This window comes from Nonomuraea sp. NPDC050733 (assembly GCF_040654215.1).
Taxonomy (GTDB): domain Bacteria; phylum Actinomycetota; class Actinomycetes; order Streptosporangiales; family Streptosporangiaceae; genus Nonomuraea.
Map to the genome: position 1 here is coordinate 70,701 of NZ_JBFAHO010000001.1, position 25,769 is coordinate 96,469.

General features: G+C 73.7%; 26 protein-coding genes. 18 read left to right on the top strand and 8 right to left on the bottom strand.

Annotated elements, in window-relative coordinates; genetic code table 11:
• Positions 1-68 precede the first annotated feature (68 nt).
• From AB0H64_RS00270 to AB0H64_RS00285, 4 genes are all read left to right on the top strand, one after another.
• On the top strand, positions 69-584 hold the full coding sequence (locus tag AB0H64_RS00270) for a cation:proton antiporter regulatory subunit (protein ID WP_357618076.1): 516 nt from the start codon (positions 69-71) through the stop codon (positions 582-584).
• An 8-nt stretch (positions 585-592) separates the two neighbouring features.
• Entirely contained in the window at positions 593-1,768 is a 1,176-nt protein-coding gene (locus AB0H64_RS00275) for a cation:proton antiporter (RefSeq protein WP_357618078.1), read from the top strand.
• 164 nt (positions 1,769-1,932) lie between these two features.
• The gene (locus tag AB0H64_RS00280) at positions 1,933-2,079 is read left to right on the top strand and encodes a hypothetical protein (protein WP_357618082.1); all 147 of its coding nucleotides are present in this window, start codon (positions 1,933-1,935) and stop codon (positions 2,077-2,079) included.
• Between the two features lie 41 nt (positions 2,080-2,120).
• Positions 2,121-3,533, top strand: coding sequence for an NAD(P)/FAD-dependent oxidoreductase (locus AB0H64_RS00285; RefSeq protein WP_357618085.1), 1,413 nt, complete (start codon positions 2,121-2,123; stop codon positions 3,531-3,533).
• On the opposite strand, the gene AB0H64_RS00290 is transcribed toward AB0H64_RS00285, so the two are convergent.
• Positions 3,490-4,170 carry a DedA family protein gene (locus AB0H64_RS00290; RefSeq protein ID WP_357619675.1) on the bottom strand — a complete coding sequence of 227 codons (681 nt, stop codon included), beginning with the start codon at positions 4,168-4,170 and terminating at the stop codon, positions 3,490-3,492. The two genes, AB0H64_RS00285 and AB0H64_RS00290, sit on opposite strands and share 44 nt — an antisense overlap.
• Positions 4,171-4,467: 297 nt before the next feature.
• Between AB0H64_RS00290 and AB0H64_RS00295 the strand changes: the two genes are divergently transcribed.
• The 5 genes from AB0H64_RS00295 (at position 4,468) to AB0H64_RS00315 (ending at position 7,770) form a co-directional block, all read left to right on the top strand.
• Positions 4,468-4,770, top strand: a complete 303-nt coding sequence (locus tag AB0H64_RS00295) for a hypothetical protein (protein WP_357618088.1) — start codon at positions 4,468-4,470, stop codon at positions 4,768-4,770.
• Between the two features lie 174 nt (positions 4,771-4,944).
• Positions 4,945-5,388 (top strand): CBS domain-containing protein, encoded by a 444-nt coding sequence (locus AB0H64_RS00300; RefSeq protein ID WP_357618091.1) that lies wholly within the window; start codon positions 4,945-4,947, stop codon positions 5,386-5,388.
• Positions 5,385-6,674, top strand: coding sequence for an ArsB/NhaD family transporter (locus tag AB0H64_RS00305; RefSeq protein WP_357618094.1), 1,290 nt, complete (start codon positions 5,385-5,387; stop codon positions 6,672-6,674). Before AB0H64_RS00300 ends, AB0H64_RS00305 begins: the two co-directional genes overlap by 4 nt.
• A gap of 32 nt (positions 6,675-6,706) precedes the next feature.
• Positions 6,707-7,366, top strand: a complete 660-nt coding sequence (locus tag AB0H64_RS00310) for a TrkA family potassium uptake protein (RefSeq protein ID WP_357618097.1) — start codon at positions 6,707-6,709, stop codon at positions 7,364-7,366.
• A gap of 116 nt (positions 7,367-7,482) precedes the next feature.
• Positions 7,483-7,770 (top strand): Fe-S cluster assembly protein HesB, encoded by a 288-nt coding sequence (locus AB0H64_RS00315; protein ID WP_357618099.1) that lies wholly within the window; start codon positions 7,483-7,485, stop codon positions 7,768-7,770.
• Between the two features lie 98 nt (positions 7,771-7,868).
• Here AB0H64_RS00315 and AB0H64_RS00320 read toward each other — a convergent pair whose 3' ends face one another.
• On the bottom strand, positions 7,869-8,852 hold the full coding sequence (locus AB0H64_RS00320) for an acetylxylan esterase (RefSeq protein WP_357618102.1): 984 nt from the start codon (positions 8,850-8,852) through the stop codon (positions 7,869-7,871).
• Positions 8,853-8,976: 124 nt separating this feature from the next.
• Here AB0H64_RS00320 and AB0H64_RS00325 point away from each other — a divergent pair, with 124 nt between their 5' ends.
• Positions 8,977-9,255 (top strand): hypothetical protein, encoded by a 279-nt coding sequence (locus tag AB0H64_RS00325; protein WP_357618105.1) that lies wholly within the window; start codon positions 8,977-8,979, stop codon positions 9,253-9,255.
• 19 nt (positions 9,256-9,274) lie between these two features.
• On the opposite strand, the gene AB0H64_RS00330 is transcribed toward AB0H64_RS00325, so the two are convergent.
• Positions 9,275-9,688: an organic hydroperoxide resistance protein gene (locus AB0H64_RS00330; RefSeq protein WP_357618107.1), complete on the bottom strand. Its 414-nt coding sequence runs from the start codon at positions 9,686-9,688 to the stop codon at positions 9,275-9,277.
• Between the two features lie 79 nt (positions 9,689-9,767).
• On the opposite strand from AB0H64_RS00330, the gene AB0H64_RS00335 reads away from it, so the two are divergent.
• Positions 9,768-10,208, top strand: a complete 441-nt coding sequence (locus AB0H64_RS00335; RefSeq protein WP_357618110.1) for a MarR family transcriptional regulator — start codon at positions 9,768-9,770, stop codon at positions 10,206-10,208.
• Between the two features lie 46 nt (positions 10,209-10,254).
• On the opposite strand, the gene AB0H64_RS00340 is transcribed toward AB0H64_RS00335, so the two are convergent.
• Complete coding sequence (locus AB0H64_RS00340; RefSeq protein ID WP_357618113.1) at positions 10,255-14,538, bottom strand: hypothetical protein; 4,284 nt, start codon at positions 14,536-14,538, stop codon at positions 10,255-10,257.
• Positions 14,539-14,825: 287 nt separating this feature from the next.
• Positions 14,826-15,062 carry a DUF6289 family protein gene (locus AB0H64_RS00345; RefSeq protein ID WP_357618116.1) on the bottom strand — a complete coding sequence of 79 codons (237 nt, stop codon included), beginning with the start codon at positions 15,060-15,062 and terminating at the stop codon, positions 14,826-14,828.
• A gap of 362 nt (positions 15,063-15,424) precedes the next feature.
• Here AB0H64_RS00345 and AB0H64_RS00350 point away from each other — a divergent pair, with 362 nt between their 5' ends.
• The 7 genes from AB0H64_RS00350 (at position 15,425) to AB0H64_RS00380 (ending at position 23,173) form a co-directional block, all read left to right on the top strand.
• Positions 15,425-16,426 carry a LacI family DNA-binding transcriptional regulator gene (locus tag AB0H64_RS00350; RefSeq protein ID WP_357618119.1) on the top strand — a complete coding sequence of 334 codons (1,002 nt, stop codon included), beginning with the start codon at positions 15,425-15,427 and terminating at the stop codon, positions 16,424-16,426.
• Positions 16,427-16,459: 33 nt separating this feature from the next.
• Positions 16,460-18,883 (top strand): glycoside hydrolase family 2 TIM barrel-domain containing protein, encoded by a 2,424-nt coding sequence (locus tag AB0H64_RS00355; RefSeq protein ID WP_357618121.1) that lies wholly within the window; start codon positions 16,460-16,462, stop codon positions 18,881-18,883.
• 69 nt (positions 18,884-18,952) lie between these two features.
• The gene (locus tag AB0H64_RS00360; protein ID WP_357618124.1) at positions 18,953-19,495 is read left to right on the top strand and encodes a GNAT family N-acetyltransferase; all 543 of its coding nucleotides are present in this window, start codon (positions 18,953-18,955) and stop codon (positions 19,493-19,495) included.
• 96 nt (positions 19,496-19,591) lie between these two features.
• On the top strand, positions 19,592-19,939 hold the full coding sequence (locus tag AB0H64_RS00365) for a YciI family protein (RefSeq protein WP_357618127.1): 348 nt from the start codon (positions 19,592-19,594) through the stop codon (positions 19,937-19,939).
• Between the two features lie 119 nt (positions 19,940-20,058).
• Positions 20,059-21,267 carry a sigma-70 family RNA polymerase sigma factor gene (locus tag AB0H64_RS00370; protein ID WP_357618130.1) on the top strand — a complete coding sequence of 403 codons (1,209 nt, stop codon included), beginning with the start codon at positions 20,059-20,061 and terminating at the stop codon, positions 21,265-21,267.
• A gap of 51 nt (positions 21,268-21,318) precedes the next feature.
• Entirely contained in the window at positions 21,319-22,083 is a 765-nt protein-coding gene (locus tag AB0H64_RS00375; RefSeq protein ID WP_355451383.1) for an SDR family NAD(P)-dependent oxidoreductase, read from the top strand.
• 109 nt (positions 22,084-22,192) lie between these two features.
• Positions 22,193-23,173 carry an aldo/keto reductase gene (locus AB0H64_RS00380; RefSeq protein ID WP_357619677.1) on the top strand — a complete coding sequence of 327 codons (981 nt, stop codon included), beginning with the start codon at positions 22,193-22,195 and terminating at the stop codon, positions 23,171-23,173.
• A gap of 84 nt (positions 23,174-23,257) precedes the next feature.
• Here AB0H64_RS00380 and AB0H64_RS00385 read toward each other — a convergent pair whose 3' ends face one another.
• From AB0H64_RS00385 to AB0H64_RS00395, 3 genes are read right to left on the bottom strand one after another with little or no spacing between them, the layout of a single operon-like run.
• Complete coding sequence (locus AB0H64_RS00385) at positions 23,258-23,863, bottom strand: energy-coupling factor transporter transmembrane protein EcfT (protein ID WP_357618133.1); 606 nt, start codon at positions 23,861-23,863, stop codon at positions 23,258-23,260.
• Positions 23,860-24,534 (bottom strand): ABC transporter ATP-binding protein, encoded by a 675-nt coding sequence (locus AB0H64_RS00390; protein ID WP_357618136.1) that lies wholly within the window; start codon positions 24,532-24,534, stop codon positions 23,860-23,862. Before AB0H64_RS00390 ends, AB0H64_RS00385 begins: the two co-directional genes overlap by 4 nt.
• On the bottom strand, positions 24,535-25,695 hold the full coding sequence (locus tag AB0H64_RS00395) for a thiolase family protein (protein ID WP_357618139.1): 1,161 nt from the start codon (positions 25,693-25,695) through the stop codon (positions 24,535-24,537).
• Positions 25,696-25,769 lie beyond the last annotated feature (74 nt).

Genomic DNA, 25,769 nt, shown 5'->3' on the forward strand with positions numbered 1-25,769 from the left:
CTCGCCTGACCCGCTCACAGCCCTGATTCGCTCAACAGGGATGTAAGGCGCCAAATGGTACGGTCGTCGTGTCATCAGCGGATCGGGCGAGCGGGGAGACGGTGGAGGTCGAGCAGACTGCGCTGCCGGGCATCGGGCTACGGCACGAGTTCACGACGCAGAGCGGCAGACGGGTGGCGGTGATCTCCCACCGGACCGGGCGTCGTGACCTGGTCATCTACGACAAGGGCGACCCCGACCGCGCCTGCGAGACGGTCAAGCTGAACGACGAGGAGGCCGAGGCGCTCGTCGAGCTGCTCGGCGCGCCCCGCATCGTGCAGCGGCTCAACCAGCTCCACCAGCAGGTCGAGGGCCTGGTCAGCCTCCAGCTGCCCATCCCGCCCGGCTCCCCGTACACCGGGCGGCCCATGGGCGACGCGCGTGTGCGGACCCGCACCAACGCCTCCATCGTCGCGGTGGTGCGCGGGCCCCAGGTCTTCACCAGCCCCGGACCGGACTTCGTCTTCGCGGCGAACGACATCGTCGTCGTCGTGGGCGGCGCTGACAGCACCGCCGAGGTGGCCGACATCCTGGCGCACGGGTAGGGCACTGGGTGCACGACACTGCAATTCTTCTGGTCGAAGTCGGTGCGGTCCTTCTGGGCCTGGGTGTGCTCGGCGCCCTCGCCCTGCGGGCCGGGATCTCCCCCATCCCCCTCTACCTGATCGCCGGGCTGGCCTTCGGCACCGGCGGCGTGCTGCCCCTGGCCACGAGCGAGGAGTTCATCTCCGCCGGAGCCGAGCTGGGCGTCGTCCTGCTGCTGCTCACGCTCGGCCTGGAGTACAACGCCGGCGAGCTGGTCACCAGCCTGAAGAGCAACGCCCGGGCCGGGCTCGTCGACCTGGTCGCCAACGCCGCTCCCGGCGCGATCTGCGCGCTGCTGCTCGGCTGGGGGCCGGTGGCGGCGGTCGCGATGGCCGGCGTCACCTACGCCACCTCCTCAGGGATCACCGCCAAGGTCCTGTCCGACCTGGGCTGGATCGGTAACCGGGAGACGCCGACGGTGCTGTCGCTGCTGGTGTTCGAGGACCTGACGATGGCCCTCTACCTGCCGGTGCTGACGGCCCTGCTGGCCGGGCTGAGCCTGGTGAGCGGCGCCGTCACCGTGGCCGTCGCGCTGGCCACGGTCAGCGTGGTGCTGCTGGTCGCGCTGCGCTACGGCCGCTTCATCGAGGCGTTCGTCTCCAGCCCCAACTCCGAGGTGCTGCTGCTCAAGGTCGTCGGGCTCGCGCTGCTCGTGGCCGGGCTGGCCCAGCAGCTCCAGGTGTCGGCGGCGGTCGGCGCGTTCCTCGTGGGCATCGCCCTGTCCGGGCAGCTCGCCCACGACGCGCGGGCGCTGCTGGAGCCGCTGCGCGACCTGTTCGCCGCGGTGTTCTTCGTCTTCTTCGGCCTGCAGACCGACCCGGCGAAGATCCTGCCCGTGGCGGGCCTGGCGGCGCTGCTGGCCGTGATCAGCATGGTCACCAAGCTGCTGACGGGCATGTACGCGGCCCGCCGGGCGGGCATCGCCCGCGCCGGCCAGGCCCGCGCCGGCATCGCGCTCATCCCCCGGGGCGAGTTCAACATCGTGATCGCCGGGCTCGCCGTGGCGGCCGGGGTCCACCCGGACCTCGGACCGCTGGCCGCGGCGTACGTGCTGATCCTGGCGGCCTTCGGGCCCCTGGCGGCCAAGCTCGTGCAGCCCCTGATCGACTCCCTGACCCGCCGGGCCGCCGGCGAGACGGGCTGACCCACCTCACCGCGGGAACCGTCGGGGGCGGTCGCTGGCCTGCCGGCCATGGCCGAACGCGCGCACGGGCACCGCTCCCTCCCACCGACACGACGATCCGCTCCGCCGACCGGGACGGGCGCGAGCTGGACCGCGAGGTCCACCGGCGGGTCCCGTTCTCCGGCGTGGACATGACCGAGGCGACCGACCGCGGATCGGTGTTCGAGGAGTGCGCCTTCCGCGACGTCCGCTTCAACGTGTCGCTGCACGAGGACACCGGTCCGGTGGACCGGGCCCCCGCCCCGGCTTCGCCCGGGAGTGGCACCTTCTGAAAGGCTGGTGCCGGCATGCCGGTGAGATGTGGGAGGCAGACGTGGGTGACGAGTTCGACGTGATCGTGATCGGCGGCGGTCCCGCCGGGGAGAACGCCGCGGCGCGGGCCGTGCGGGGCGGGCTCACCGCCGCCCTCGTGGAGAACCGCCTGCTGGGCGGCGAGTGCTCCTACTGGGCGTGCATCCCCAGCAAGGCGCTGCTGCGCCCCGTGGAGCTGGCGGCCGAGGTGGCCCGCGTGCCCGGCCTGACGCTCGGCCCCATCGACGCCGGCAAGGTGCTGGCTCGGCGCGACGAGGCGGTGGCGCACTACGACGACTCCGGGCAGGTGGAGTGGCTGAACGGGGTGCCGGCCACGATGGTGCGCGGCACCGGCCGGCTCGACGGCCCGCGCCGGGTCCGCGTCACCGGGCCCGACGGCTCCGAGCGGACGCTGACCGCGCGGCACGCGGTGGTGCTCGCCACGGGCAGCACCCCGGCCGTTCCGCCGGTGCCCGGCCTGCGCGAGGCCGCCCCCTGGACCAGCCACGAGGTGACGGCCGCCGCCTCGGTGCCCGAGCGGCTGGCCGTCATCGGCGGCGGCGTGGTCGCCTGTGAGATGGCGCAGGCCATGCACGGCCTCGGCGCGCGGCAGACGACCGTCCTCGTGCGCGGCGACCGGCTGCTGCCCCGGATGGAGCCGTTCGCCGGCGAGCTGCTGGCGGCCTCGTTCGCCGACGCGGGGATCGACGTGCGGTTCCACACCGACGCGGTCGCGGTGGAGCGGCCCGAGCCGGGCGGCAAGGTCACCGTCCGCCTGCCCGACGGGCCGCCGGTGGAGGCCGACGAGCTGCTCGTGGCGACCGGCCGTAAGCCCGCCACGTCCGACGTCGGACTGGAGACCGTCGGGCTGACGCCGGGCCGCTACGTCGAGGTCGACGACAGCATGCGCGCCACCGGCGCCGACGGCGGCTGGCTGTACGCCATCGGTGACGTCAACGGGCGGGCCCTGCTCACCCACATGGGCAAGTACCAGGCGCGGGTGTGCGGCGACGTCATCGCCGCGCGGGCCAAGGGCGAGCCCGACGACCTGCCGGCGCTGCGCGACACGGCCGACGGTCACGGCGCGCCGCAGGTGGTCTTCACCGACCCGCAGCTCTGCTCGGTGGGCCGCACCGAGCAGGCCGCGCGGGAGGCGGGGTTCCGGGTCCGGACCGTGGAGTACGACATGGGCGCGGTGTCGGGCGCCTACCTGCTCGGCGACGGCTACCGGGGGCGCGCCAAGGCGGTCGTGGACGAGGACCGGCGGGTGCTGCTCGGGGTGACGTTCGCCGGTCCGGGCTCGGCCGAGCTGCTGCACGGGGCGACGATCGCGGTCACGGGTGAGGTGCCGCTGGAGCGGCTGTGGCACGCCGTCCCGTCGTTCCCGACGGTCAGCGAGATCTGGCTGCGCCTGCTGGAGACGTACGGCCTCTGACGTGGTGCCGGGGGGTCAGTTCCCGGGACGCCCCGGACGGCTCGGAGGATCTGGAGGACTGGGACGACCTGCGGCTCTCGGCGAGGCGACGGCCCGCGACGACCAGGACCGCCGCCGCGGCGAGGCCGAGCAGGATGTTCGTGCCGGTGCCGACGTACTCCTGCACCCGCGACCAGTTGCCGCCCAGCAGGTAGCCGGCCGCCACGAGCGCCGTGTTCCAGACGAAGCTGCCGAGCGCCGTCAGCGCGGCAAAGGTGACCAGCGGCATGCGCTCCAGCCCGGCCGGCACGGAGATGAGGCTGCGGAAGACCGGCACCATCCGCCCGAACAGCACGGTCTTACGGCCGTGCCGGGCGAACCAGTCCTCGGCCCGCTCGACGTCGGACGGCTTGACCAGCGGCACCTTCGCGGCCAGGGCGTGGGTGCGTTCGCGTCCCAGCAGCGCACCCAGCCCGTACAGCGCCAGCGCCCCCGCCACCGAGCCGAGCGTCGTCCACAGCAGCACCTCCCACAGGGCCATCTGCCCCCTGCCCGCCGAGAAGCCGGCCAGCGGCAGGATGACCTCACTGGGCAGCGGCGGGAACACGTTCTCCAGCGCCACGACGAGCCCGGCGCCGGGCGCCCCGAGCGTCTCCATGATCCCCATGGCCCAGCCGGCGATCCCCCCGGGATCGGCGCCCGTCGTCGTCGGGCTCGCTGTGGACGTCACTGTGGACGTCACTGCGGACGTCATTGTGAGCGGCGCGTTGGCGGAGGTCATGGGCGGCTCCCTCGTCTCTGGCCGGCGTTCATGCCGGTGGTGTCTCCACGGCCGTCTTTCGACGGCGGCCCCTCGTGAGCGGCTCTGGCCGGTGATCCCCTAGCCGGTGCGGGCGGGTGTATGCGTGCCGGGGACACCAGGCATGGACCGGTCCGGCACGGGAAGATGATCGTCGTGAGCTCCGCACCCCTCGACGCCGCCGTCCTGGAGAGCCGCGTACGCCACCGGCTCTCGGAGGCGGGGTTCACCGTGGAGCGTCCCGAGGCCGACGGCGACGGCGGCCTCCGCGTCTGGCACGATCCCGGCCGGGGCGTGGTCGTCTCGTGGGAGCCGGACGCCACGCCCGGCGAGGAGCACGCGGCCCGCTACCGCCTGATCCGGGGCGCGGTACGGCTCGCGTTACGCACGCTGCTCGCCGACGACGGCTGCCACGTGCGCGAGGACGGCACCCAGATGGTCGTCACCGTCCGCCCCTGATGACCTGCTGTGCTGCGCGCCGCTCGGCGGAGCGGCCTCCAGCCGGCTCGTGTCGCCGGACCGGGGCGTGGGCGGGGCGGCGAGCGGCGGGCCCGGCGGAGGCGGTAGGTTGATCCACGGTGTGCCGGGAAGGCTGGTCGGCGGTCCTGTCGTCGTGCCCCGGGAGTGCCGTTCATGCGTGCCAGCGACCTCGTCGCCGACTTCCCCACCGTGGGTCTCGACACCCCGGTGGCCGATGCCGCCCGTCTGCTGGCCGAGCAGGACCTGCCGGGCCTGATCGTGGTGGACGAGCGCGGGCTGCCGGCCGGCATCCTGCCGGGCACCCAGGTGCTGCGCCTGGCCGTGCCGGGCTACTGCCTGGAGGATCCCGCGCTCGCGCGTGTCGTCGACGAGGCGCACGCCGACATGTTCATGCGCTCCATCGCGGGGCGTACGGTGCGCGAGGCGCTGCCGCCCCGGCCACGCGAGCTGCCCGTGGCCGACCCCGACGCCACGGTGCTGGAGCTGGCCGCGCTCATGGCGCGCACGCACAGCCCGCTCGTGGCCGTGGTGGACGAGAGCGGGCTGCGCGGGGCCGTGACGCTCCAGGCGCTGGTGGACCGGCTGGTCGAGCAGTGACGCTGACGGCCTGGCTGGCGCTCGCCGTCTTCCTCGGCGCGTACACGCTGATCGCCACGGAGAAGGTGCACCGGGTCGCCGCGGCGCTGGGCGGCGCCGGGATCATGCTGGTGATCCACGCCACCGCCGCCGGGCCCGCGTTCTTCTCCGAGAGCACCGGCATCGACTGGAACGTCGTGTTCCTGCTGCTCGGCATGATGATCATCGTGGGGGTGCTGAAGCGCACCGGCGTGTTCGAGTACCTGGCGATCTGGGCGGCCAAGCGCGCCCGCGGGCGGCCGTACCGGCTCATGGTGCTGCTGGTGGTGATCACCGCGTCGGCGTCGGCGCTGCTCGACAACGTCACGACCGTGCTGCTCGTGGCGCCCGTGACGTTCCTGGTGTGCGAGCGGCTGGCGCTGCCGGTCGCGCCGTTCCTCATCGCCGAGGCCATGGCCTCCAACATCGGCGGCACGGCCACGCTCGTCGGCGACCCGCCGAACATCATCATCGCCAGCCGGGCCGGGCTCACCTTCAACGACTTCCTCGTCCACCTCGCGCCGCTGGTCGTGGTGCTGGTGGCGGCGTTCGCGCTGCTGTGCCGGGTGCTGTTCCGCCGGGCGTTCCGGTACGACCCGGCGCGGGCGGCGGAGATCATGGCGCTGAACGAGCGGGAGGCCATCGCCGACCGGCGCCTGCTGTGGCAGAGCCTCGTGGTGCTGGGGCTGGTCATGGCGGCGTTCGTGCTGCATCCTGTGCTGCACTACGAGCCGTCGATCGTGGCGCTGCTCGGCGCCGGGGTGCTGGTCGCCCTGACCCCGGTCACCACCGAGGAGGCCCTGGCCGAGGTCGAGTGGCCGACGCTGGTGTTCTTCGCCGGGCTGTTCGTCATGGTGGGCGCGCTCGTCCACACCGGCGTCATCGGCGAGGTCGCGCGAGCCGCCGCCGGAGCGGCCGAGGGACGGCCGGCCGCCACCACCATGGCGCTGCTGTGGGGGTCGGCCGGGCTGTCGGCGATCGTGGACAACATCCCGTACGTCGCCACCATGAGCCCCATCGTGGAGCAGCTCGTGCGGGCGAGCGGCGAGCATCAGGGGCAGGTGCTGTGGTGGGCGCTGGCGCTCGGCGCCGACCTCGGCGGCAACGCCACCGCCGTCGGCGCGGCGGCCAACGTCGTGGTGATCGGCATCGCCGCCCGCAACGGCACGCCGATCAGCTTCTGGGGCTTCACCAGGTACGGTCTGGTCGTCATGGTCGTCACGGTCGCGCTGGCGACGCCGTACCTGTGGCTGCGTTACCTTCTCTGACCCCCACTTCCCACCTGAGGAGCTACTCCCCCGTGGCTGACAAGAAGCTCGACCCGGTCGTGGTCATCGGGCTCGGCCGGTTCGGCACGTCGCTGGCGCTGGAGCTGGCGCGGCACGGCACCGAGGTGCTCGCCATCGACCGGCGGCCCAAGGTCGTGCAGGCGCTCGCCGGGCAGATCACGCAGATCGCCGCGGCCGACGCCACCGACATGGAGGCGCTGCGGCAGCTCGGCGTGCCCGACTTCTACCGGGCGGTCGTCGCCATCGGCGGCGACCTGGAGGCCAGCATCCTGACCGCCTCGCTGCTCGTGGAGCTGGAGATCGACGACATCTGGGCCAAGGCCGTCAGCAAGCAGCACGGCCGCATCCTCAGCCGCATCGGCGCCCACCACGTCGTCCTGCCCGAGCACGACATGGGCGAGCGCGTCGCGCACCTGGTGAGCGGCCGCATGCTCGACTACATGCAGGTGGACGAGGGCTTCGCGCTGGCCAAGACCCGGCCGCCGAAGGAGTACGTGGGCGTGCCCCTGGGCCGCTCCCACCTGCGCCGCAAGTACGGCATCACGATCGTCGCGGTCAAGAGTCCCGGTGAGGAGTTCACGTACGCCACGGCGGAGACGGAGCTGACGTACAACGACGTGATCATCGTCTCGGGCCGGACGGACGCCGTGGAGCGCTTCGCCGAGCTGTGAGTCGGCATCGCCCGGCGCCCGATATATGCGTAAAAATCATGTAGGGGAAGGGTTGGGCGGGGAACGAGCGGGCATGGCAGGCAATTCCTGCACGTCAATCACGAGGAGGAGCCCTAGTGCTCACCCTGACAGAAAACGCAGCCCAGGCCATCCGCGACCTCACGGCCTCCGCGCCGGAGCCCTCGCAGAGCGGCGTCCGCATCGCGTCGCAGGGGCAGGACACGGGTACGCTCACCCTTTCGCTGGCCCAGCAGCCCGAGCCGACGGACGCGGTCGTCGAGACCGAGGGCGCCCGCGTCTACCTCGACCCGGTGGCCGCCACCGTCCTCGACGACAAGTCGCTGGACGCGGGGGCCGACGACAAGGGAGCCGTCTCGTTCCTCGTCACCGACCAGACCACCTGACATCCCACGCGGCGGCCCCGGCCTGACGGGGGACCCGCGGGCCGCCCCCCGGCCCGGCACGCCTTGTCGTGCCGGGCCGGTGGCGTGCCCGCCGCTTCTCAGACGTCGCCGGACAGGAGCTTGTGCACGTACCGGAGCTGCTCCTCGCGCTGGAAGCCCTGGCCGCCCTCGTGCTTGTTCCACGGCCAGACCGTGATCTCCTTCGGGCCCTGCCAGTGGTTGTAGGCGGCGAAGACGGTGGACGGCGGGCAGATGTCGTCCATGAGCGCCACCGAGTACAGCGCCGGGACCTCGCCGCGGGCCGCGAAGTGCAGGCCGTCGAAGTAGGCCAGCGTGCGGAAGACCTGCTCCTCGTCGCCGCGACGGCTGGCGAGGAAGCGCACGATCTCCTGGTACGGGTCGCGGTCGGTGATCTCGACGGCCCGGCGGAAGTGGGTCAGGAACGGCACGTCGATGAGCGCCCCCGCGACCGACGGGCACAGGGCGGCCGTGGCCTGCGCGATGCCGCCGCCCTGGCTGCCGCCCGAGACGATGATCCGGCTCTCGTCCACCGCCGGGTGCCCGGCCGCGACCTCCACGGCGCGGGCGGCGTCGGTGAAGACCCGGCGGTAGTAGTACTCCTCCGGGTCGAGGATGCCCTTGGTCATCATGCCGGGCGCGTGCGGGTGCGTGCCGCCGTGGGGGTCGCCGGTGGCGCCCGGGTGTCCCGTGCTGGCGCCGCCGTGGCCGCGGGTCTCCATGACGAACACCGCGTACCCCGCCGCCGGCCACATCAGGTGGTCGTGCGGGAAGCCGCGCCCGCCGGAGTAGCCGATGTAGTGCATCACGCAGGGCAGGGGGCCCTCCGCGTCGCGCGGGGCGAGGAACCAGCCGCTGATCCGGTGGCCGCCCCAGCCCGCGAACGACACGTCGTACACGTCCACCGAGGCGAGCGGCAGGTCGTACCGCGTGAACTCGGGGGCGAGGTCGAATTGCCGGGCCTCCTCCAGCGTGCGCGTCCAGAAGTCCGCGAAGTCGGCGGGCTCGTCGCGCTCGGGGCGGTACGAGCGGAGTTGCTCAAGCGGCAGGTCGAACAGGGCCACGAAGATCTCCCAACCTGTGGAACCCGGGGAACGGTCGGTGACATTTCATCGCATGCCCGTGGCAAGCGCTATCCCCGGGGTCGGGAACGCGTTCCGGGGCCCTTCCCGGGGTAGGGGCGGGCGAATGAACGACCACCTGGTGAAGATCGCGCACCCCGCTCTCCAGCCCGGCCTCGCCATGGAGGCCCCCGCCGACCCGAGCGACTTCCTGCTGCTGTTCACGGACGAGACCGAGTCACGGGCCCAGCTCGTCCGCGACGACACGGGGCGGCCGGTGCTGCGGGTGGGGGCGCGGATGCGGCTGGACGGGACGGTCGTGGACGAGCAGGTATGGACGGTGCGGGAGCTGGTGCGCCGGCCGGGCCTGACCCTCATCCGGCTGGGCGACGCCCTGACCGCCTGACCCTGCCCTCAGGCCGGGGTCACTCGACGACGAGCTCGACCGGGATGTTTCCGCGGGTGGCGTTGGAGTAGGGGCAGACCTGGTGGGCGGCCTCCACCAGGGCGCGTCCCTCCTCGCCCTGCAGGTGGTCGGGCAGTTCGACGCGCAGCACGACGGACAGCGCGTAGCCACCGGCGTCGTTCGGCCCGATGCCGACCTCGGCGGTGACGGACGCCTCCGACACGTCGGCCTTGGCGCGCCTGGCGACGACGCCGAGGGCGCTGGCGAAGCAGGCGGCGTAGCCGGCGGCGAAGAGCTGCTCGGGGTTGGTGCCGGCGCCGGTGCCGCCCATCTCCTTCGGCGGGGCCAGGGCCACGTCGAGCCTGCCGTCGGAGGTGACGGCACGGCCCTCGCGGCCGGTGGCGGTGGCGATGGCGGTGTAGAGAACGCTCATGGACTCGCTCCTTATGGTTGGACGCAACTCGATTGTGCACAACTTAATTGGCAACAGTCAAACCGGGTATCATGCCCGTATGGATGCCCTGCGCCTCGACGACCAGGTGTGCTTCGCCGTGCACGCCGCCTCCCGCGCCCTCGACGCGGTCTACCGGCGTGAGCTGGCGGCGCTCGGGCTGACCTACCCGCAGTACCTCGTGATGCTGGTGCTGTGGGAGCGGCGGCAGGTGTCGGTCAAGGATCTCGGAGTGGCGCTGCGGCTCGACTCGGGCACGCTGTCGCCGCTGCTCAAGCGCCTGGAGGCGGCGGGGCTCGTACGCCGGGAGCGCGACGCCGGGGACGAGCGGTCGGTGCTGGTGCGGCTGACGCCCGAGGGGGCGCTGCTGCGGACACGGGCCGAGCCGCTGCCCCGGCGGATCGGGGAGGCGTCGGGCATGCGGCCGGACGAGCTGGCCGAGCTGCACCGGACGCTGGGCCGGCTGACCCGCTCCCTCACCGAAGCCGCCGCCCGCCCCTGATGCCGCTTCCCTGGCGCCGCCCGTTCCCGCCGAGCCGGAGCCGGGGTCAGCGGGCGGCGGGCCCGGCCGAGGGGACGTCGCAGCGGCCGGCCTTGACGCCGGCCACCTTCCACCCGGCGTCCGGGAACGGCGACATGAAGTGCGTGAGCAGGTCCACCACGTAGTCCGGCACCTGGCCGCCCGGGTCGAGCAGCGACACCATCTGCGGCCCGTCCGCGCCCCGCAGCCTGATGGAGCCGCTCGCGCCTCGCTCCGCGAACCCCGGCCGGGCGTCCACGGTCAGGCAGGCCAGCCGCACCCCGGCGGCGCTGATCGCCTGCCGGGCGCTGATGCGCCGCATCCGCTGGTCGTAGCGGCGCAGCGTGAGGGAGGTCGCGCGGCCCAGCCGCACCGAGTCGTGGAACACGTCGGCGCCGACCTTGCGGCTCAGCCGCACGTCCAGGCGTACGTCGGGACGCAGGTCCACACCCTTGGCGGCGAGGTCCAGCCGGTCGTACGCGCCCTCGAACCCCGGCGTGAGGTAGCCCAGCGCGGCGGGCGCCCGCAGCCCGAACGGGATCCGGCCCGGCCGCACCCGCAGCCACGACACGCGCCGCACCGCGAGCGAGACGTCCCCGATCGTGCTGCGGCCCAGCGCGAAGTCGCCGCCCACCTGGTACGACAGGAAGCCGGTCGTGTACGGGACATCCTTGCTCACGGCGACGCGCTGGCGGGCGACCGGGTCCACGGTGAGGCCGGCCCGGACGGCGACCCGGCCGGTGGGCACGGGCCTGGACGCCAGGTCGACGCCCTGGCCGCCGGGGCCGGGCCGGATGGTGGTGTCCGCGGCCAGGTCGGTGACGGAGAGCGCCACGCCGCCGAGCCGCCCGGACGGGTCGACGAGCCGGCCCTCCACGGCCAGCCGCCCGTCGAGCGCGTTCACCCCTTCACCGGCCCGGCCGCGCGTACCCTGCCCGGCCGCCTTCCCCGATCCGGGCGCGGCCTTGTACGTGACGGCCTTGTACGTGACGGCCGGGACGCGCAGCGCTCCACCGGAGGCGTCGGCGTCCAGCCCGAGGACGGCCGGGACGTCGCTGAGGCTGAGCTCGCCGCTGCCCGCCCCCGGCACCGTGACCGCGGCGCTGAGCCGGCGTACGGGCGAGGAGTCGGTGACGCGGACCCGGGTGCGGGCCCCGTATGTCCCCTGGACGGCCAGCGTCGCGGGCACGGGCTCGACCGCCACCCGCCCGCGCACCCCGCCGGCCTCGGCGTGCAGGGTGAGCGAGCCGAGCGTGGCCGCCGGCCGGACGCTGTACGCGGCCCGCACGACCCCGCCGCCGCCCACCTCGAACGGCCCGACCGCCATGCTGGTGACGGTACGCGGCAGCCCCGCGAGCGTGGCCCGCACCTTGACCGGGACGGGGGCGAGGACGGTGCTGGCGAGGTACACGTCCAGGCTCCCGCCCCCGGGCCGGAACCCGTCGAAGGTGACCGCCCTCCTGGCCGGGTCCACGGTGACGCGGTCCGGCAGCCCGGTCAGGTCCACGTACGCCTGGACCCCGAAGCAGCCGCGCCCGGCGACGCAGAACGGCCCGTCCGCGCAGCCCGGCGACCCGGGCGGGCAGCCGCCGTCCACCAGCGAGACGCCGCCGGCCACGGCGGGGGCGGCGGCCATGCCGCGCAGGGCTGCCGCCTTGCCCGCCCAGGCCCGCGCCCGCAGGTCCAGCCGCGCGCCCTTCCCCGGCACGGACGGATCGACGGCGCCGGAGTACGTGATCACGCCGCCGGCGGACGTGACCGACAGGCGTCCGGGGACGGGACCGACGTGGCCGAGCAGCCCGAACCGCAGGCCGCCGCGCGTGACGTCGGCGTCGAGGGCGAGCCGCTGCCGCGCCGCCCCGAACCCGGCCGTGAACCCGGCCGCCTCCGGGCTGAACTCCACGCTCCTCAGCCCGGTGACCCGCACGCTCGCGTCCAGGTCACCGGTGGCCTCGTCGAAGTGGGCCGCCAGGTGCGGCCCGGCGGGCGCGCGGGCGCCGTCGTGGTTGGTGAAGGCCAGCTCCGCCGACCCGACCGGCCCCGACAGGCCGCGGAACCGGTACGCCCCGGCGTCCCAGGAGGCGTCGAGGCGAGCCGGCACGCCGGTGACGCGGGCGGAGGCCCGGACGTAGCGGCCGTCGACCCGGGCACGGGCCAGCGCGGCGACGGAGCCGACGGGCCGGTCGGACGTCCAGGTGAGGGTACGGGCGGCGGTGTCGGCCACCAGCCGCACGCGCCGACCCGCGCCGCCGATCTCCGCCCGCACGTCGTCCGCCTGTTCGGCGGTGCCGGCGGCGGGCTTCCTGGTCGCGTACAGGCGGACCCGGGGCAGCCGGGACGTCCCGCGGACCTCGACCACGGACCGCTCCCCCAGCGCCCACGACGCCGCCACCTCTCCCCGCACTCCGGACACCGTGGCGTCCACCGTCGGTCCCGCCTTCAGGTCCGTGTACGAGGCCCGCGCCCGGCGGATCACCCCCGTGCCCCGGTAGACGGCCTTCCCGGCGGCCGGGTCGAGGCTCACGTCGACGTCGCCGGGCGTGTCGGACAGCTCGACCCGGGCCAGCCGCGTGCCGTCGAGACTCGCCGCGGCGACGAAGGGCCCGCCCGAGCCGCCCTCCAGGCGGGCGCGCGGCGCGGAGCCGTACGTCACGTCGAGCCCCGACACCCGGGTCAGCAGCGCCGAGACGCCCAGCGCCGCACCGTCCTTGATCATGGTGACGTGCCCGCCGCGGGGGCTGGACACCGCGCCGCCGCCCCGCTGGAGCACCACGGCGAGCCTGCCGATGGCGGTGCCGGCGGTCTGGGTGACGCGGTCGGCGGCCGGGTCGCTCTCCAGGCGCACCTTGGCCGGCAGGCCGTCCAGCTCGGCCCGCAGCACGGTCTGACCGGCGGCCCGGTCGAAGTAGAGCAGCCTGGCGGCGCCCGCCCGCGCCCCGCCGGAGGTCACCTCCAGGGTGTGCCGCCCGCCGCCGGTCTCGTACGCGGCGGTCAGGGACGGCGGCACGTCGCGCAGCTCGGCGGTCATCGCCCGCGACAGGCGGCCGTCGCCGTACACGTAGCTCCGCAGCTCGGCGCGTCCCGCCGGGCTGGACCCGGTGAACCGCACGCGCGCGGACCCGTCGCCGCGGGCCAGCTCGATCCGGGCGCGGGTGGGCATGCGGTCGAGCACGGCCCGCGTGTACCTGCCGCGGTCCACGGCCACGGCGTCGATCCTGGCGGGGGCGGACGCGGAGACCTCCAGCGCGGGGGTGGTGAGGCCGGCGTCGACGGTGAGGCTCGCGGTGGCGGGCGTCTGGGTGAGGCTCACCGCGGCGCGGCCGGTCAGACCGGCCATGACGGACGCGGAGGCGCCCGGCTCCGTACGCTTCACGCTTGCCCGCACCCGCTTGCCGGACAGGTCGACGGTGAACGTGCCGCGGTCGGCGTCCGACAGGGACGCCCCCTTGCGGAGCCCGTCGAAGCCGACCGACACGCGCTCGTCGAACTCGGCCCACACGCGCGCCCTGAGCCGGCCGGCGGCGCCGGGCAGCCGCCGCACGGCGAACCCGAGGCCCACGGCGCCCTCCTGGGGACGGGCGGCGGGCACCAGGTCGGCGGCCAGGTCGGGAAGGCCGTCGCCGGTCACGTCGGCCACCACGGGCACCGCCACGGGCCGGACCGCCGAACACGAGAGCGGCACCTCGGCGCTCTCCACACACAGCCGGTACGTCACCCCGGCCGACGTGCCGCCCGCCGTGCCGCCTCCTGTGGGGAAGGCGCCGGTGAGGGTGTCGGCGAGGGAGCGGGACAAGGTGGCCGGCGCGCGCTTCACCGTCAGCGGGCGGGCGTCGCGGGTGTCGGGGAGCACGGACCGTACGCCGGGGCCGTCCGCGCCGACCTGGCGGGACGCCTCGCGCTCGATCTCGCTCACCAGCGTGGGCCCGGCCGGGACGGTGATCTCCGGAGCGGCGGGGGCCGCGAGCCGGCCGTCGGCGTCCCGCAGGGCCGGGGACGATTCCGTGGGGACGTCCACGGTGGCGGGAGCGGGCCGGCGAACGGCCGGCACCGGCCGCACCCGCACCCCGGCGGAGTCGGCCGGGGACAGGACCGGGGGACGGATCGTCCGGGCGGCGCCGGAGACTTGCGCCGCCCGGACGGGACCCCGCATCGGGTGGGGCGTCGCGCCGTCCACTGCCCCGGCACCCGCCGGACCCGCCTCTGACAGGGGCTCCGCCGCGTTCGCCGCCACGGAGCCGGTCGTCAGGACGGCGCCGGCCAGGGACGCGGAGGCGAGCACGCGCGCGAACGCGTGCCGTGGATACCGCGACATCTAACGCCTACCCCCGAAGCGGTCTCAATCATCACATCTCTAACAAGAGTTACGACCCGACCACATTTCCTCACTATTCGTCAATCTGGGCCCAACATGGAGTCCCAGATCGATCAAGGCCGATACGGCCACGGCACCGGGGCGACCGCGGCGAAGACGGCGCCGATGACCGCCGCGGGTGTCCTGCAGGCGATCGAGAGTCGACGGATGCGGGCCCGGACGGTCTTCTTGCGGGCGCCGGAGAATCCGGCAGCGCCTCCGGTGCGTGCGCTGCCGGATGCCTTCGATCAGGCACAGGGACTCGTGGACCAGTCGAGGTAGCGGGTGACCCGGCCCCAGGTCGAGACCTCACCGCTGCAGAATTCCGTCTTGACCCCCACCAAGGTGGTGTGCGCCGAGTCGGAGTAGTACTGGGAGTTGCACATGTAGCCGGCGCGGCAGGCGGGGGTGGCCTGAGCGCCGGCCGGTACGGTGGCGAGTGCGGCGATTGCCACGGCGACGACGGCCAGTACGCGAGGGATCATCAATCATCCTTCCTGGGCACGAAACAGCACAAAGGTCCCCCGACTTCATGGGCTGATGATCGAGATGATCCGTCCCACGGGAAGAAGACGCAAGAGGGATTCATGGACCATCGGTTCTCGTCGCTGATGTCGAGCGCGGCCGGTGAGCACAGGTGGCGCGACCCGAGAGACGGTCGAGAGAAACGTAGACCGGTCTGCGGCATCACTACAATATCCCCGGGAGAGGCTCTCGACCTTCCCTACCTTGCATAGACCGGTCTACGTGCGCGACCATCTCGGCACCATAGGATCGGCAGGACCCGGTTCGAGAAGGGATCCACATGGTCGCGCCTGAGCGACGACGAAGAGTGACGATCTCCGACGTGGCGAAACACGCCGGAGTCTCCAAGGCGGCCGTCTCCAAGGTCATCCGGAACGACTACGGCGTCAGCCAGTCCATGCGAGACCGCGTCAAGCGGGCCATCGACGAGCTCGGCTATCGCCCTCAGGCGGCCGCGCGGGCGCTGCGCGGACGGTCGTTCACCATCGGCGTGCTCATGCAGCACATCGGGATCCCCTTCTACGCCGAGATCATGACCGGGCTGGTGGACCAGCTCACCGAGTCCGACTATCAGGCGATCATGATCCAGGGCGGCACCCGCGACAAGACCGAGAAACGAGCCATCGACGCCCTCATCGACCGGCAGGTGGACGGCATCCTCATGATCGCCCCGCTCGCCGCTCGCACGCACCTGGAGCAGGTGGCCCGCGAGATCCCGACGCTGGTGCTCGGCAGGCACGACCGGTCCCCGGCCTACGACTCGATCGTCGACGACGACCGGACCGGCTCCGAGCTCGTCATGGAGCACCTGATCGAGCTCGGCCACCGGCGCATCGGGCACATCACCTTCCACCAGGAGCACGTACGGCCGGCCGACCAGATGCCGCGCATCAGGGCCGACACCTACGAGCGGGTGATGCGCGAGCACGACCTGGCCGGCGAGATCGCCGTCGCCACGACCTCGTACACCGAGGAGGGGGGCTACGACGGCGCCCGCGAGTTGCTGGGCCGCTCTCCCCGCCCCACCGCGATCTTCGCCGGCTCCGACGAGGCGGCCCTCGGCGTCCTGGCCGCACTGCACGAGGCCGGCCTGTCCGTCCCGGGCGACGTCTCCGTGGCCGGCTACGACAACACCAAGCTGGCCGCTCATCCCAACATCGCGCTGACCACCGTCGACCAGGACGGCGTCGTCATGGGCCGCACGGCCGGACGACTGCTGCTCGAACGCATCGAAGGCCGCACCTCCGCCGCGCACTTCTCGGTCATTCCGAGCCTGGTCGTCCGGCGCTCCACCGCGTCTCCCCGTCCACATTCGTCTTCCTGATCTTCCGGGAGACTCTCAACCCCGAGGAGTCACGTGATCCGCACATCGTTCAACGACGACTGGCAGTTCCGTCCGAAGGTCAATCCTTTCGCCGAGCTGGCCGGGACCGCGGTCCCGTACGAGCCGGTGACGGTGCCACACGACGCGATGCTCACCCGCGACCGCGAGGCCACCACGGACGGCGCCGCGGCCGCCTATTTCCCCGGCGGGGCGTACGAGTACCGCAAGACGTTCTTCGCACCCGAGGAGCACCGGGGCAGGCGGGTCGTGCTCGAGTTCGAGGGCGTCTACCGGGACGCCACCGTGTTCATCAACGGAAACTACGCCGGGCAGCGCCCGTACGGGTACTCGCGGTTCCTCGTCGACGCCGACCGGTTCCTGCGGTTCGGCGAGAACAACGAGGTGCGGGTGGAGTGCCGCACCCATCAGGACTCGCGCTGGTACTCCGGCGCGGGCATCTACCGCGACACCTGGCTGCTCGTCGGCGACGTGGTCCGCATCAGCCCGGACGGCGTCCAGGTCACCACCCCGGACATCGACACCGAGCGCGCGGTGGTGGAGGTCGTGACCACGATCGAGAACGACGCGATCGACATCCGCACGGTCGAACTGGTCACCGAGATCCGCGACGCCGCGGGAGCCGTCGTCGCGTCCGGCACCGCGCCGATCACGGTACAGCCCCGCGAACCGGCCGTCGCTCGCCAGCGTCTGTACGTTCGCGAGCCCTCGCTGTGGAGCCCGGACTCGCCCGCGATGTACACATGCACCGTGTCCATGACGGGCATCGACGCCGTGGAGGCCGCCTTCGGCATCCGGTCCTTGCGCCTGGACCCCGAGCACGGGCTGCGGATCAACGGCGAGACGGTCAAGCTGCGCGGCGCGTGCGTGCACCACGACAACGGGCCGCTGGGCGCCGCGACGTTCGCCCGAGCCGAGGAGCGCCGCGTGCGGCTGCTCAAGGACGCGGGTTTCAACGCCATCCGCATGTCGCACCATCCCATGAGCACCGCGATGCTCGACGCCTGTGACCGTCTCGGCATGCTGGTGGTGGACGAGGCGTTCGACATGTGGACGTGGGGCAAGACCCCGTTCGACTACAGCCTCGACTTCCCGGAATGGTGGGAACGCGACATCGAGGCGATGGTGGCCAAGGACTACAACCATCCCAGCGTCGTCCTCTACTCCATCGGCAACGAGATCCCCGAGGCCGGGTCGGTCTCCGGGGCCGTGTGGGGCCGCAGACTCGCCGAGAAGGTGCGCGCGCTGGACGACACCCGCTTCCTCACCAACGCGGTCAACAACCTGCTGGCTCTGCTGCCCGATCTCACCGACCTGCGATCCCGGGAAGGCGAGGACACCGGCGTCAACACCCTGATGGCCGACAGCGGATTCGACGTGAACGCCGTGGCCGCCTCCGAACTGGTGACCACCCGCACCGCCGAGTCCTACAGCCTGCTCGACGTGGCCGGGATGAACTACTCGGAAATCCGCTACGCGACCGACCGCACGCTGTTCCCGAACCGGATCATCCTCGGCACCGAGACCTTCCCGACCCGCATCGACGACAACTGGCGACTGGTCGAGCAGCACAGCCATGTCATCGGCGATTTCACCTGGACCGGCTGGGACTACCTGGGCGAGGTCGGCATCGGCCGGCCGCAGTACTCCACACCGGACATTCCGCATCCCACGTTCGCGGCGCCGTATCCGTACCTGCTGGCCGGCTGCGGCGACATCGACATCACCGGCCACCGGCTGCCCGCCTCCTACTACCGGGAGATCGTCTTCGGCCTGCGCGGCCGGCCGTACCTCGCGGTCCAGCGGCCGCAGCACCATGGCAAGACCGTCATGAGCAGCCGGTGGGCCTGGAGCGACGCCATCGCCGCCTGGACCTGGCCCGGCCACGAAGCAGCCCCGATCATCGTCGAGGTGTACAGCGACGCGGACGAGGTCGAACTCCTGGTCAACGGCCGCTCCCTCGGGCGCCGCCCGGTCGGCGAGCGACACCGCTTCCGCACCGAGTTCGAGACCGTCTACGAACCAGGCGAACTGCTCGCGATCGCCTACCGTGACGGCGTCGAATCCGGCCGCGACCTGCTGCGCACCGCGTCCGGCCCCGTCGCGCTGCGCGCCGAACCCGATCGGCCGGTCATCACGGCCGACGTCGGCGACCTCGCCTACATCACCTTCACCCTGGTCGATGCGGCCGGGACAGTGCACACCGCAGCCGACCGGCCCGTGCGGGTGGACGTCTCAGGCGACGGGACGCTGATCGGCTTCGGCAGCGCCGACCCGTCGACCGAGGAACGGTTCGACGCGACCGAGCACCACACCTACCAGGGCCGCGCGCTCGCCGTGCTGAAGCCGACCGCGCCCGGCCACATCCGCCTGCTCGCCACCGCCCCGGACTGCGACCCGGTCGAAGTGCTGGTCACGGTCGAGAAGCCGGACCGGTGACTCCACCGCCGGTCCCGCGACACGGAAATCACGTCGAGGAGCGCCGTCCCCGCTGGCTACCGTGGGCCCGTGGACATCATTCTGACGACCGACCGGCTGCTGCTGCGCCGCTTCACCGAGGACGACGCCGACCTGCTGGTCGAGCTGGACAGCGACCCCGAGGTGATGCGCTTCCTGTCCGGCGGCAAGCCCACGCCGCGCGAGGAGATCGTGGAGGAAATCCTCCCCGCGTTCATCCGCTCCGGCTTCTTCGCGGCGATCGAGCGGGACACCGGCGAGTTCGCCGGCTGGTTCCACCTGCGGCCCGCGCGGGGCGGCGACCCCGCGGAGCCGGAGCTGGGCTACCGGCTGCGCAAGGCGTCCTGGGGCAAGGGGTACGCGACGGAGGGCTCCCTGGCGCTGATCGACAAGGCGTTCGGCGAGCTGGGCGCCCGGCGGGTGTTCGCCCAGACCATGACCGTGAACCGCGGCTCCCGGCGGGTGATGGAGAAGTGCGGCATGCGGTTCGCGCGGACGTTCTTCCAGGACTGGCCGGAGCAGATCGACGGCTCGGAGGAGGGCGAGGTCGAGTACGAGCTGCTGCGCGCCGAATGGGAGGCGGGAAAGTCGTGAACTCGCCGGGCCCTGGATGTCGATCCGGTCGCGGTCCGTTCGTGTAGAGGGTGAGAGGACGGCGACGGCGCCGGCCACGACACCGAGGAGACACCGATGCAGCAGTACCTGCTCAGCCTGTACCAGCCCGACGGGGACCCGCCGCCGCCGGAGTTCCTGGAGCCGATCATGAGGGAGCTGGCGGTCGTGAACCGGGAGATGCGGGAGGCGGGCGCGTGGGTGTTCGACGGCGGGCTGCACGCGGCGAGCAGCTCCACCGTGGTCCGGGTACGCGACGGCGAGATGCTCATGACCGACGGCCCGTACACCGAGGGCAAGGAGCACATCGGCGGGTTCGTGGTGGTACGGGCGGATGACCTGGACGGGGCGCTGGAGTGGGCGCGCAGGATCGGGGCCGCCAGCGGGCTGCCGATCGAGGTCCGCCCGTTCAAGGACCTGCGCTGACCCGCGGCGTGCCGCCCGCGCCCGGCCCCTCCCAGGAGAGGCCGGAGCGGCGGCGACCGCCGGACCGGGCGGACCCAGCGGACCGCGACAGGACGGACCGGGACCGGGCGGACCGGGCGGTGGACGTCGAGGGCGTGTTCCGGCGGGAGTACGCCCGGGCGGTGGCCGTGCTGGTGCGCCACTTCCGCGACATCGACCTCGCCGAGGAGGCCGTCCAGGACGCGTTCACCGTGGCGCTGGACCGGTGGCCGGCCGAGGGGACGCCGCCGAGCCCGGCCGGCTGGATCATCACGACCGCCCGCAACCGGGCCGTCGACCGGCTGCGCCGCGAGTCGTCCCGGGCCGGCCGGCACGCCGCCGCGGCTCTGCTGCACGCGCAGGACGACCCCGGCTCCCCCGCCGAGGAGGGACCCGTGCACGACGACCGGCTGCGCCTCATCTTCACCTGCTGCCATCCGGCCCTGGCCGTCAACGCTCAGGTCGCCCTGACGCTGCGGCTGCTCGGCGGGCTCGGCACCGCGGAGATCGCCCGCTCGTTCCTGGTGAGCGAGCAGGCCATGGCGCAGCGGCTGGTGCGGGCCAAGGCCAAGATCCGCGACGCGCGGATCCCGTACCGGGTGCCGCGCGAGGCGGACCTGCCGGACCGGCTCCGCTCGGTGCTGGCCGTGGTCTATCTGGTCTTCACCGAGGGACACACCGCGGCCGCCGGGGACCGGCTCGTCCGCGAGGATCTGTGCGCGGAGGCCGTACGGCTGGGGCGGTTGCTGGCGGAGCTGATGCCGGACGAGCCCGAGGTGCTGGGGCTGCTCGCGCTGATGCTCCTCGTCGACGCGCGCCGGGCCGCCCGCACCACGCCTGGCGGGAGGCTGGTGCCCCTGCCGGAGCAGGACCGCTCGCTCTGGGACCGGGAGCTGATCGCCGAGGGCCACGCGCTGGTCCGCCGCTGCCTGCGCCGTGGACAGCCGGGGCCGTACCAGATCCAGGCCGCGATCAACGCCGTGCACGGCGACGCGCGCACGGCCGCGGACACCGACTGGGGGCAGATCGTGCGGCTGTACGACCAGCTCCTGGCCGTCGCCCCGTCCCCGGTCGCGGCGCTGAACCGGGCCGTCGCGGTGGCCGAGGCCGAGGACCCGCGGGCGGCGCTCGCCCTGGTGGAGGAGCTGGACCTGGACGGGTACCACCTGTTCCACGCCGTACGCGCCGACCTGCTGCGGCGGCTGGGGCGTACGGCGGAGGCGGCGGACGCCTACGAGGCGGCGATCGACCGGACGGCCAACGCCGCCGAGCAGGACTTCCTGCGGCGGGCCCGTGCCACGCTGACCTGAGACCCCGGGACACCTGGTGCACTGGTCCGACCAGTCACTAGGGTGCTTCGTATGACGGGATACGACGCGTTGTTCCGCCTCGACGGGCGGCGGGCTGTGGTGATCGGGGCCGGGAGCGGCATCGGCAGGGAGGCGGCGCTGGCCCTGGCCGCGCACGGCGCCGAGGTCGTGTGCGCGGACCGCGACCTGCCGGCCGCCGAGAAGACCGCCGCGCGGGCCGGCGGCACGGCCCGGCTGCTCGACGTGCTGGACGCGGACGCGGTGCGGGAGGCGGCGGACGGCGAGCCGGCGGACGTGCTCGTGTTCACCGCCGCCACCAACGTCCGCAAGCGGCTGCTGGACTACTCCGGCGAGGAGTTCGCCCGGGTGGTGGACCTCAACCTGCGGGCCTCGTTCGACGTGGTCCGCGCCTTCGGCGCCGGGATGGTGGAGCGACGGCGCGGGTCGATCATCGGGTTCGCGTCGATCCGGGCGTCGGTGACGGAGCCGGGGCAGGGCGTCTACTCGGCCACCAAGGCCGGGCTGGTGCAGCTCCTGCGCACGGCCGCCGCCGAGTTCGGCCCGTACGGGGTGCGGGTCAACGCGGTCGCGCCAGGGGTGGTCGAGACGCCGCTGACCCGGCAGATCAAGGACGACCCCGCCTGGTACGACGCGTACGCCGCCAAGAGCGCGCTGGGCCGGTGGGCGCGGGCGGAGGAGATGGCCGGGGCGGTGGTGTACCTGGCGAGCGACGCGGCGAGCTTCGTCACCGGGTCAGTGCTGTACGTGGACGGCGGGTGGACCGCCGTGGACGGCCGCTTCGACCCGCCCGCCTGACGGGCAGGCCCTCGACCGGGCCGGGCGCCTCGCGGGACGGCCGTACCGGCTGTTAACGTTCACAGCACTGAGCTGCGGCGACGGGAAGGGAGCGCACGTGTCGGCGAGCATGGAGGAGCGGGTTCTCGGCCGGACCGGCCGCCGGGTGGGCGTCGTCGGGCTCGGCGCCTGGCAGCTCGGCGCCGACTGGGGTGAGGTGTCGGAGGACGACGCGCTGGCCACGCTGGGCGCCGCCGCCGACGCGGGCGTGACGTTCGTCGACACCGCCGACGCCTACGGCGACGGGCTCAGCGAGCGCCTGATCGGCCGCTTCCTGAAGACGCGGCCCGGCGTCACCGTGGCCACCAAGATGGGGCGCCGCGTGATGCCCCAGGAGCCGGGCGTCTACACGCTGGACAACTTCCGCGCCTGGACCGACCGCTCCCGCGCCAACCTCGGCGTCGACGTGCTCGACCTGGTGCAGCTGCACTGCCCGCCCACGCCCGTCTACTCCTCCGACCAGGTGTTCGACGCGCTCGACACCCTCGTCGCCGAGCAGCGGATCGCCGCGTACGGCGTGAGCGTCGAGACGCGGGAGGAGGCGCTGCGGGCGATCGCCCGGCCGGGCGTGGCCACCGTGCAGATCATCCTCAACATGCTGCGCCTCGGCCCGCTGGACGAGGTGCTGCCCGCGGCGCGCGCGGCCGGGGTGGGCGTCATCGCGCGGGTGCCGCTGGCCAGCGGCCTGCTGTCGGGCAAGTACGACGAGCACACGACGTTCCCCGAGGACGACCACCGCACCTACAACCGCGGGGGCGAGGCGTTCGACGTCGGCGAGACGTTCTCCGGCGTGGACTTCGCCACGGGCCTGGAGGCGGTGCGGCGGCTCGCGCCGCTCGTCCCGGAGGGGGCGACGATGGCGCAGTTCGCGCTGCGCTGGATCGTGGACCAGCCGGGGGTGAGCGTGGTAATCCCGGGCGCCCGCAACCCGGCCCAGGCCCGCGCCAACGCGGCGGCGGCCGGGCTCGCGCCGCTGCCGCCGGAGGCCCTGCGGGTGGTGCGGGACGTGTACGACGAGCTCATCGCCCCCCAGGTCGCCACCCGCTGGTGACCGGGGGCCTCGGCCGGCAGCCGCTCCGGCACCCACGGGACCGGCTTCTCAGCGGCGCGACGAAGCAGACCCTGCCCGGGGCGGTCAGTCGTCCACGCCGCGGGTGCGCAGCGCCTCGCCCAGCGTGTCGGCGTGCCGCAGGACGCTGATCAGCAGCGGCACGGCGAACGCCCGGACGCTCCACTCGACCCCCCGGGCCCGCTGGGCCTCCCTGACCTGCGTCGCCAGTCCCGAGACGACCGGCACGCTGCGCACGGTGAGGGACAGCAGCAGCGACAGCCGGAACGGGTCGAGGCCGACGAGCCTCGCGGGCGCCAGGCAGCGTTCCAGGCAGGCCATGATGGCGGAGGTGCGGGTGGTGAGCGTGACCAGTCCCGCCAGGGCGACGGCCAGCACCATGCGCAGCGTGGACGTCACCGCGACCGGTAGCCCCGTCGTCAGCGCCTGCGCGGCGAACAGGGCGACGGCGAACCAGCGGACGGGCCGGATCTGCGCCCAGCCCGCCGCCCAGCCGACGCCCGAGACCGCGTACAGCAGGACCACGACCACCGCGGCGCCCTCCAGCGCCGCCGGGGAGCCCAGGAGCACGAGCGCCGTGCACGACAGCGCGAGCCCGGCCAGTTTGACGCCGGCGCCGAGGCGGTGCAGCGGTGATCGGCCCGGGACGTAGGCGCCGGTGAGCCCGGTCACGCCATCAGCTGCCGGTAGTGACGGATCGCCGCGCCGGGCTCGTCGTCGGCGACCACGCGGCCCGCGTCCAGCACCACGACGCGATCGAACTCCTCCAGCAGCGCGAGGTCGTGGGTGACCACCACCACCGGGTGCGGCAGGCCGCGCAGGACGCCCGCGAACTGGCGGGAGTGGCGCAGGTCGAGCAGCGTCGTCGGCTCGTCCATCACCAGGACGCGGGGCTCCAGCACCAGGACCGAGCACAGGGCCAGGAGCTGCTTCTGGCCGCCGGAGAGCTGGTGCGCGGGATGGTCGGCGTGCTCCGACAGGCCGATCTCGGCGAGCACCGCCTGGACCCGCCGCTCCACCTCCTCGGGGCGCAGTCCCTTGCGGCGCAGCGAGAATGCCACGTCCTCCGCCACGGTCGGCATGACGATCTGGGCGTCCGGGTCGGTGAAGACGAATCCCACGTCGCGTCTGATCCGGGCCCCGTGCCTGCGGGTGTCGCGTCCGAGCACCGTCACGCTGCCCGAACTCGGCAGGGCCAGGCCGTTGATCAGGCGGGCGAGGGTGCTCTTGCCGGAGCCGTTGGCGCCGATCACGCCGACGCGCCGTTCCGCGAGCGACAGCGTGAGGTCGCGCAGCACGTCGCGCCGCCCGAGCCGGACATGGACATCGGTGAACTCGATCACTCACACCACCTCGAACAGCGCGGCGACCCCGAGGCCCCCGCCGACCGCCGCCGTCGCCAGTCCCAGCGTTCCGGCTGGGGCGCCGGCATGTATGAGCCTGCCGAACAGCCTGGTGACCACGACGGCGCCGCTGGCGCCCCAGGGATGGCCGAGGGCCAGGGAGCCTCCGTCGGCGCACACCCGCTCCCGGTCGCCGTCCAGCGGGTCGAGCCCGAGCGCGTCGGTCACCGCCAGGACCTGCGCCGCGAACGCCTCCACGATCTCCACGGCCGCGACCTGCTCCAGTGTCACGCCCGCGCGTTCGAGCACACGGCGGACGGCGGGCACCGGTCCCCATCCGGGCAGCGACGGGTCGCAGCCGACGACCGCGCCCGCCCGCAGCCGCAGCCCGGGCAGACCGCCCCGCAGGCGGTCCGGGACGACGGCGACCGCGGCGGCGCCGTCGCTGACCGGCGAGGAGTTGCCGGCCGTCACCGTGCCCCCGGCGACGAACGCGGGCGGCAGCCGCGACAGCGACGCCAGCCGCAGAGGGCGGGGCCGCTGGTCGGCCGTCCGGCCGTCGACGGCGACGATCTCCCGCTCGAAGCGGCCCGCGTCACGCGCGGCCAGCGCCTTGGCGTGGCTCTGGTGGGCGTAGGCGTCCTGGCGTTCCCGGCTCACGCCGCGGGAGACCGCGAGTGCCTCGGCCGCCGGGCCCATGTCGGGGTCCGGGTGACCCTCCGGCGCGAACGGCGCCCGCTCGTACGGCACCGGCGGCGCGTCCCCTCCGCCGCGGTGTGCCCGCAGCGGGGCGGTGGACGCGCTCTCCGCTCCCCCCGCGACGACCAGGCCCGCGTCACCGCCGCGGACCACCTGGCCGGCGAGCAGGATCGCGGCCAGGCCGCTGCCGCACTGCCGGTCGACCGTGACGCCGGGAACGCCGTGTCCCAGCCCGGCCGCCAGCGCGGAGACGCGGGCGAGGTTGCCCCCGGGACCGGTGCAGTTGCCGAGGATCACGTCCTCCACCGGCATGCCGAGGTGGGCGACGTCGCCGGCGACCGCCGCGATGACGGGGGCGGCGAGCCGGTCGACGGTCAAGGTCTTGAACGCGTGGCCGGCGGTTCCGACGGCGGTGCGGCGGGCGGCCACGACGACCGGCGCATCGCCCATCTCGGTCGCCATCAGCCGCCCCTCCCAGTCGCCGTCCCAGTCACCATCTCAGCCGCCGATCTCGGTCGCCATCTCGGTCGCCCATC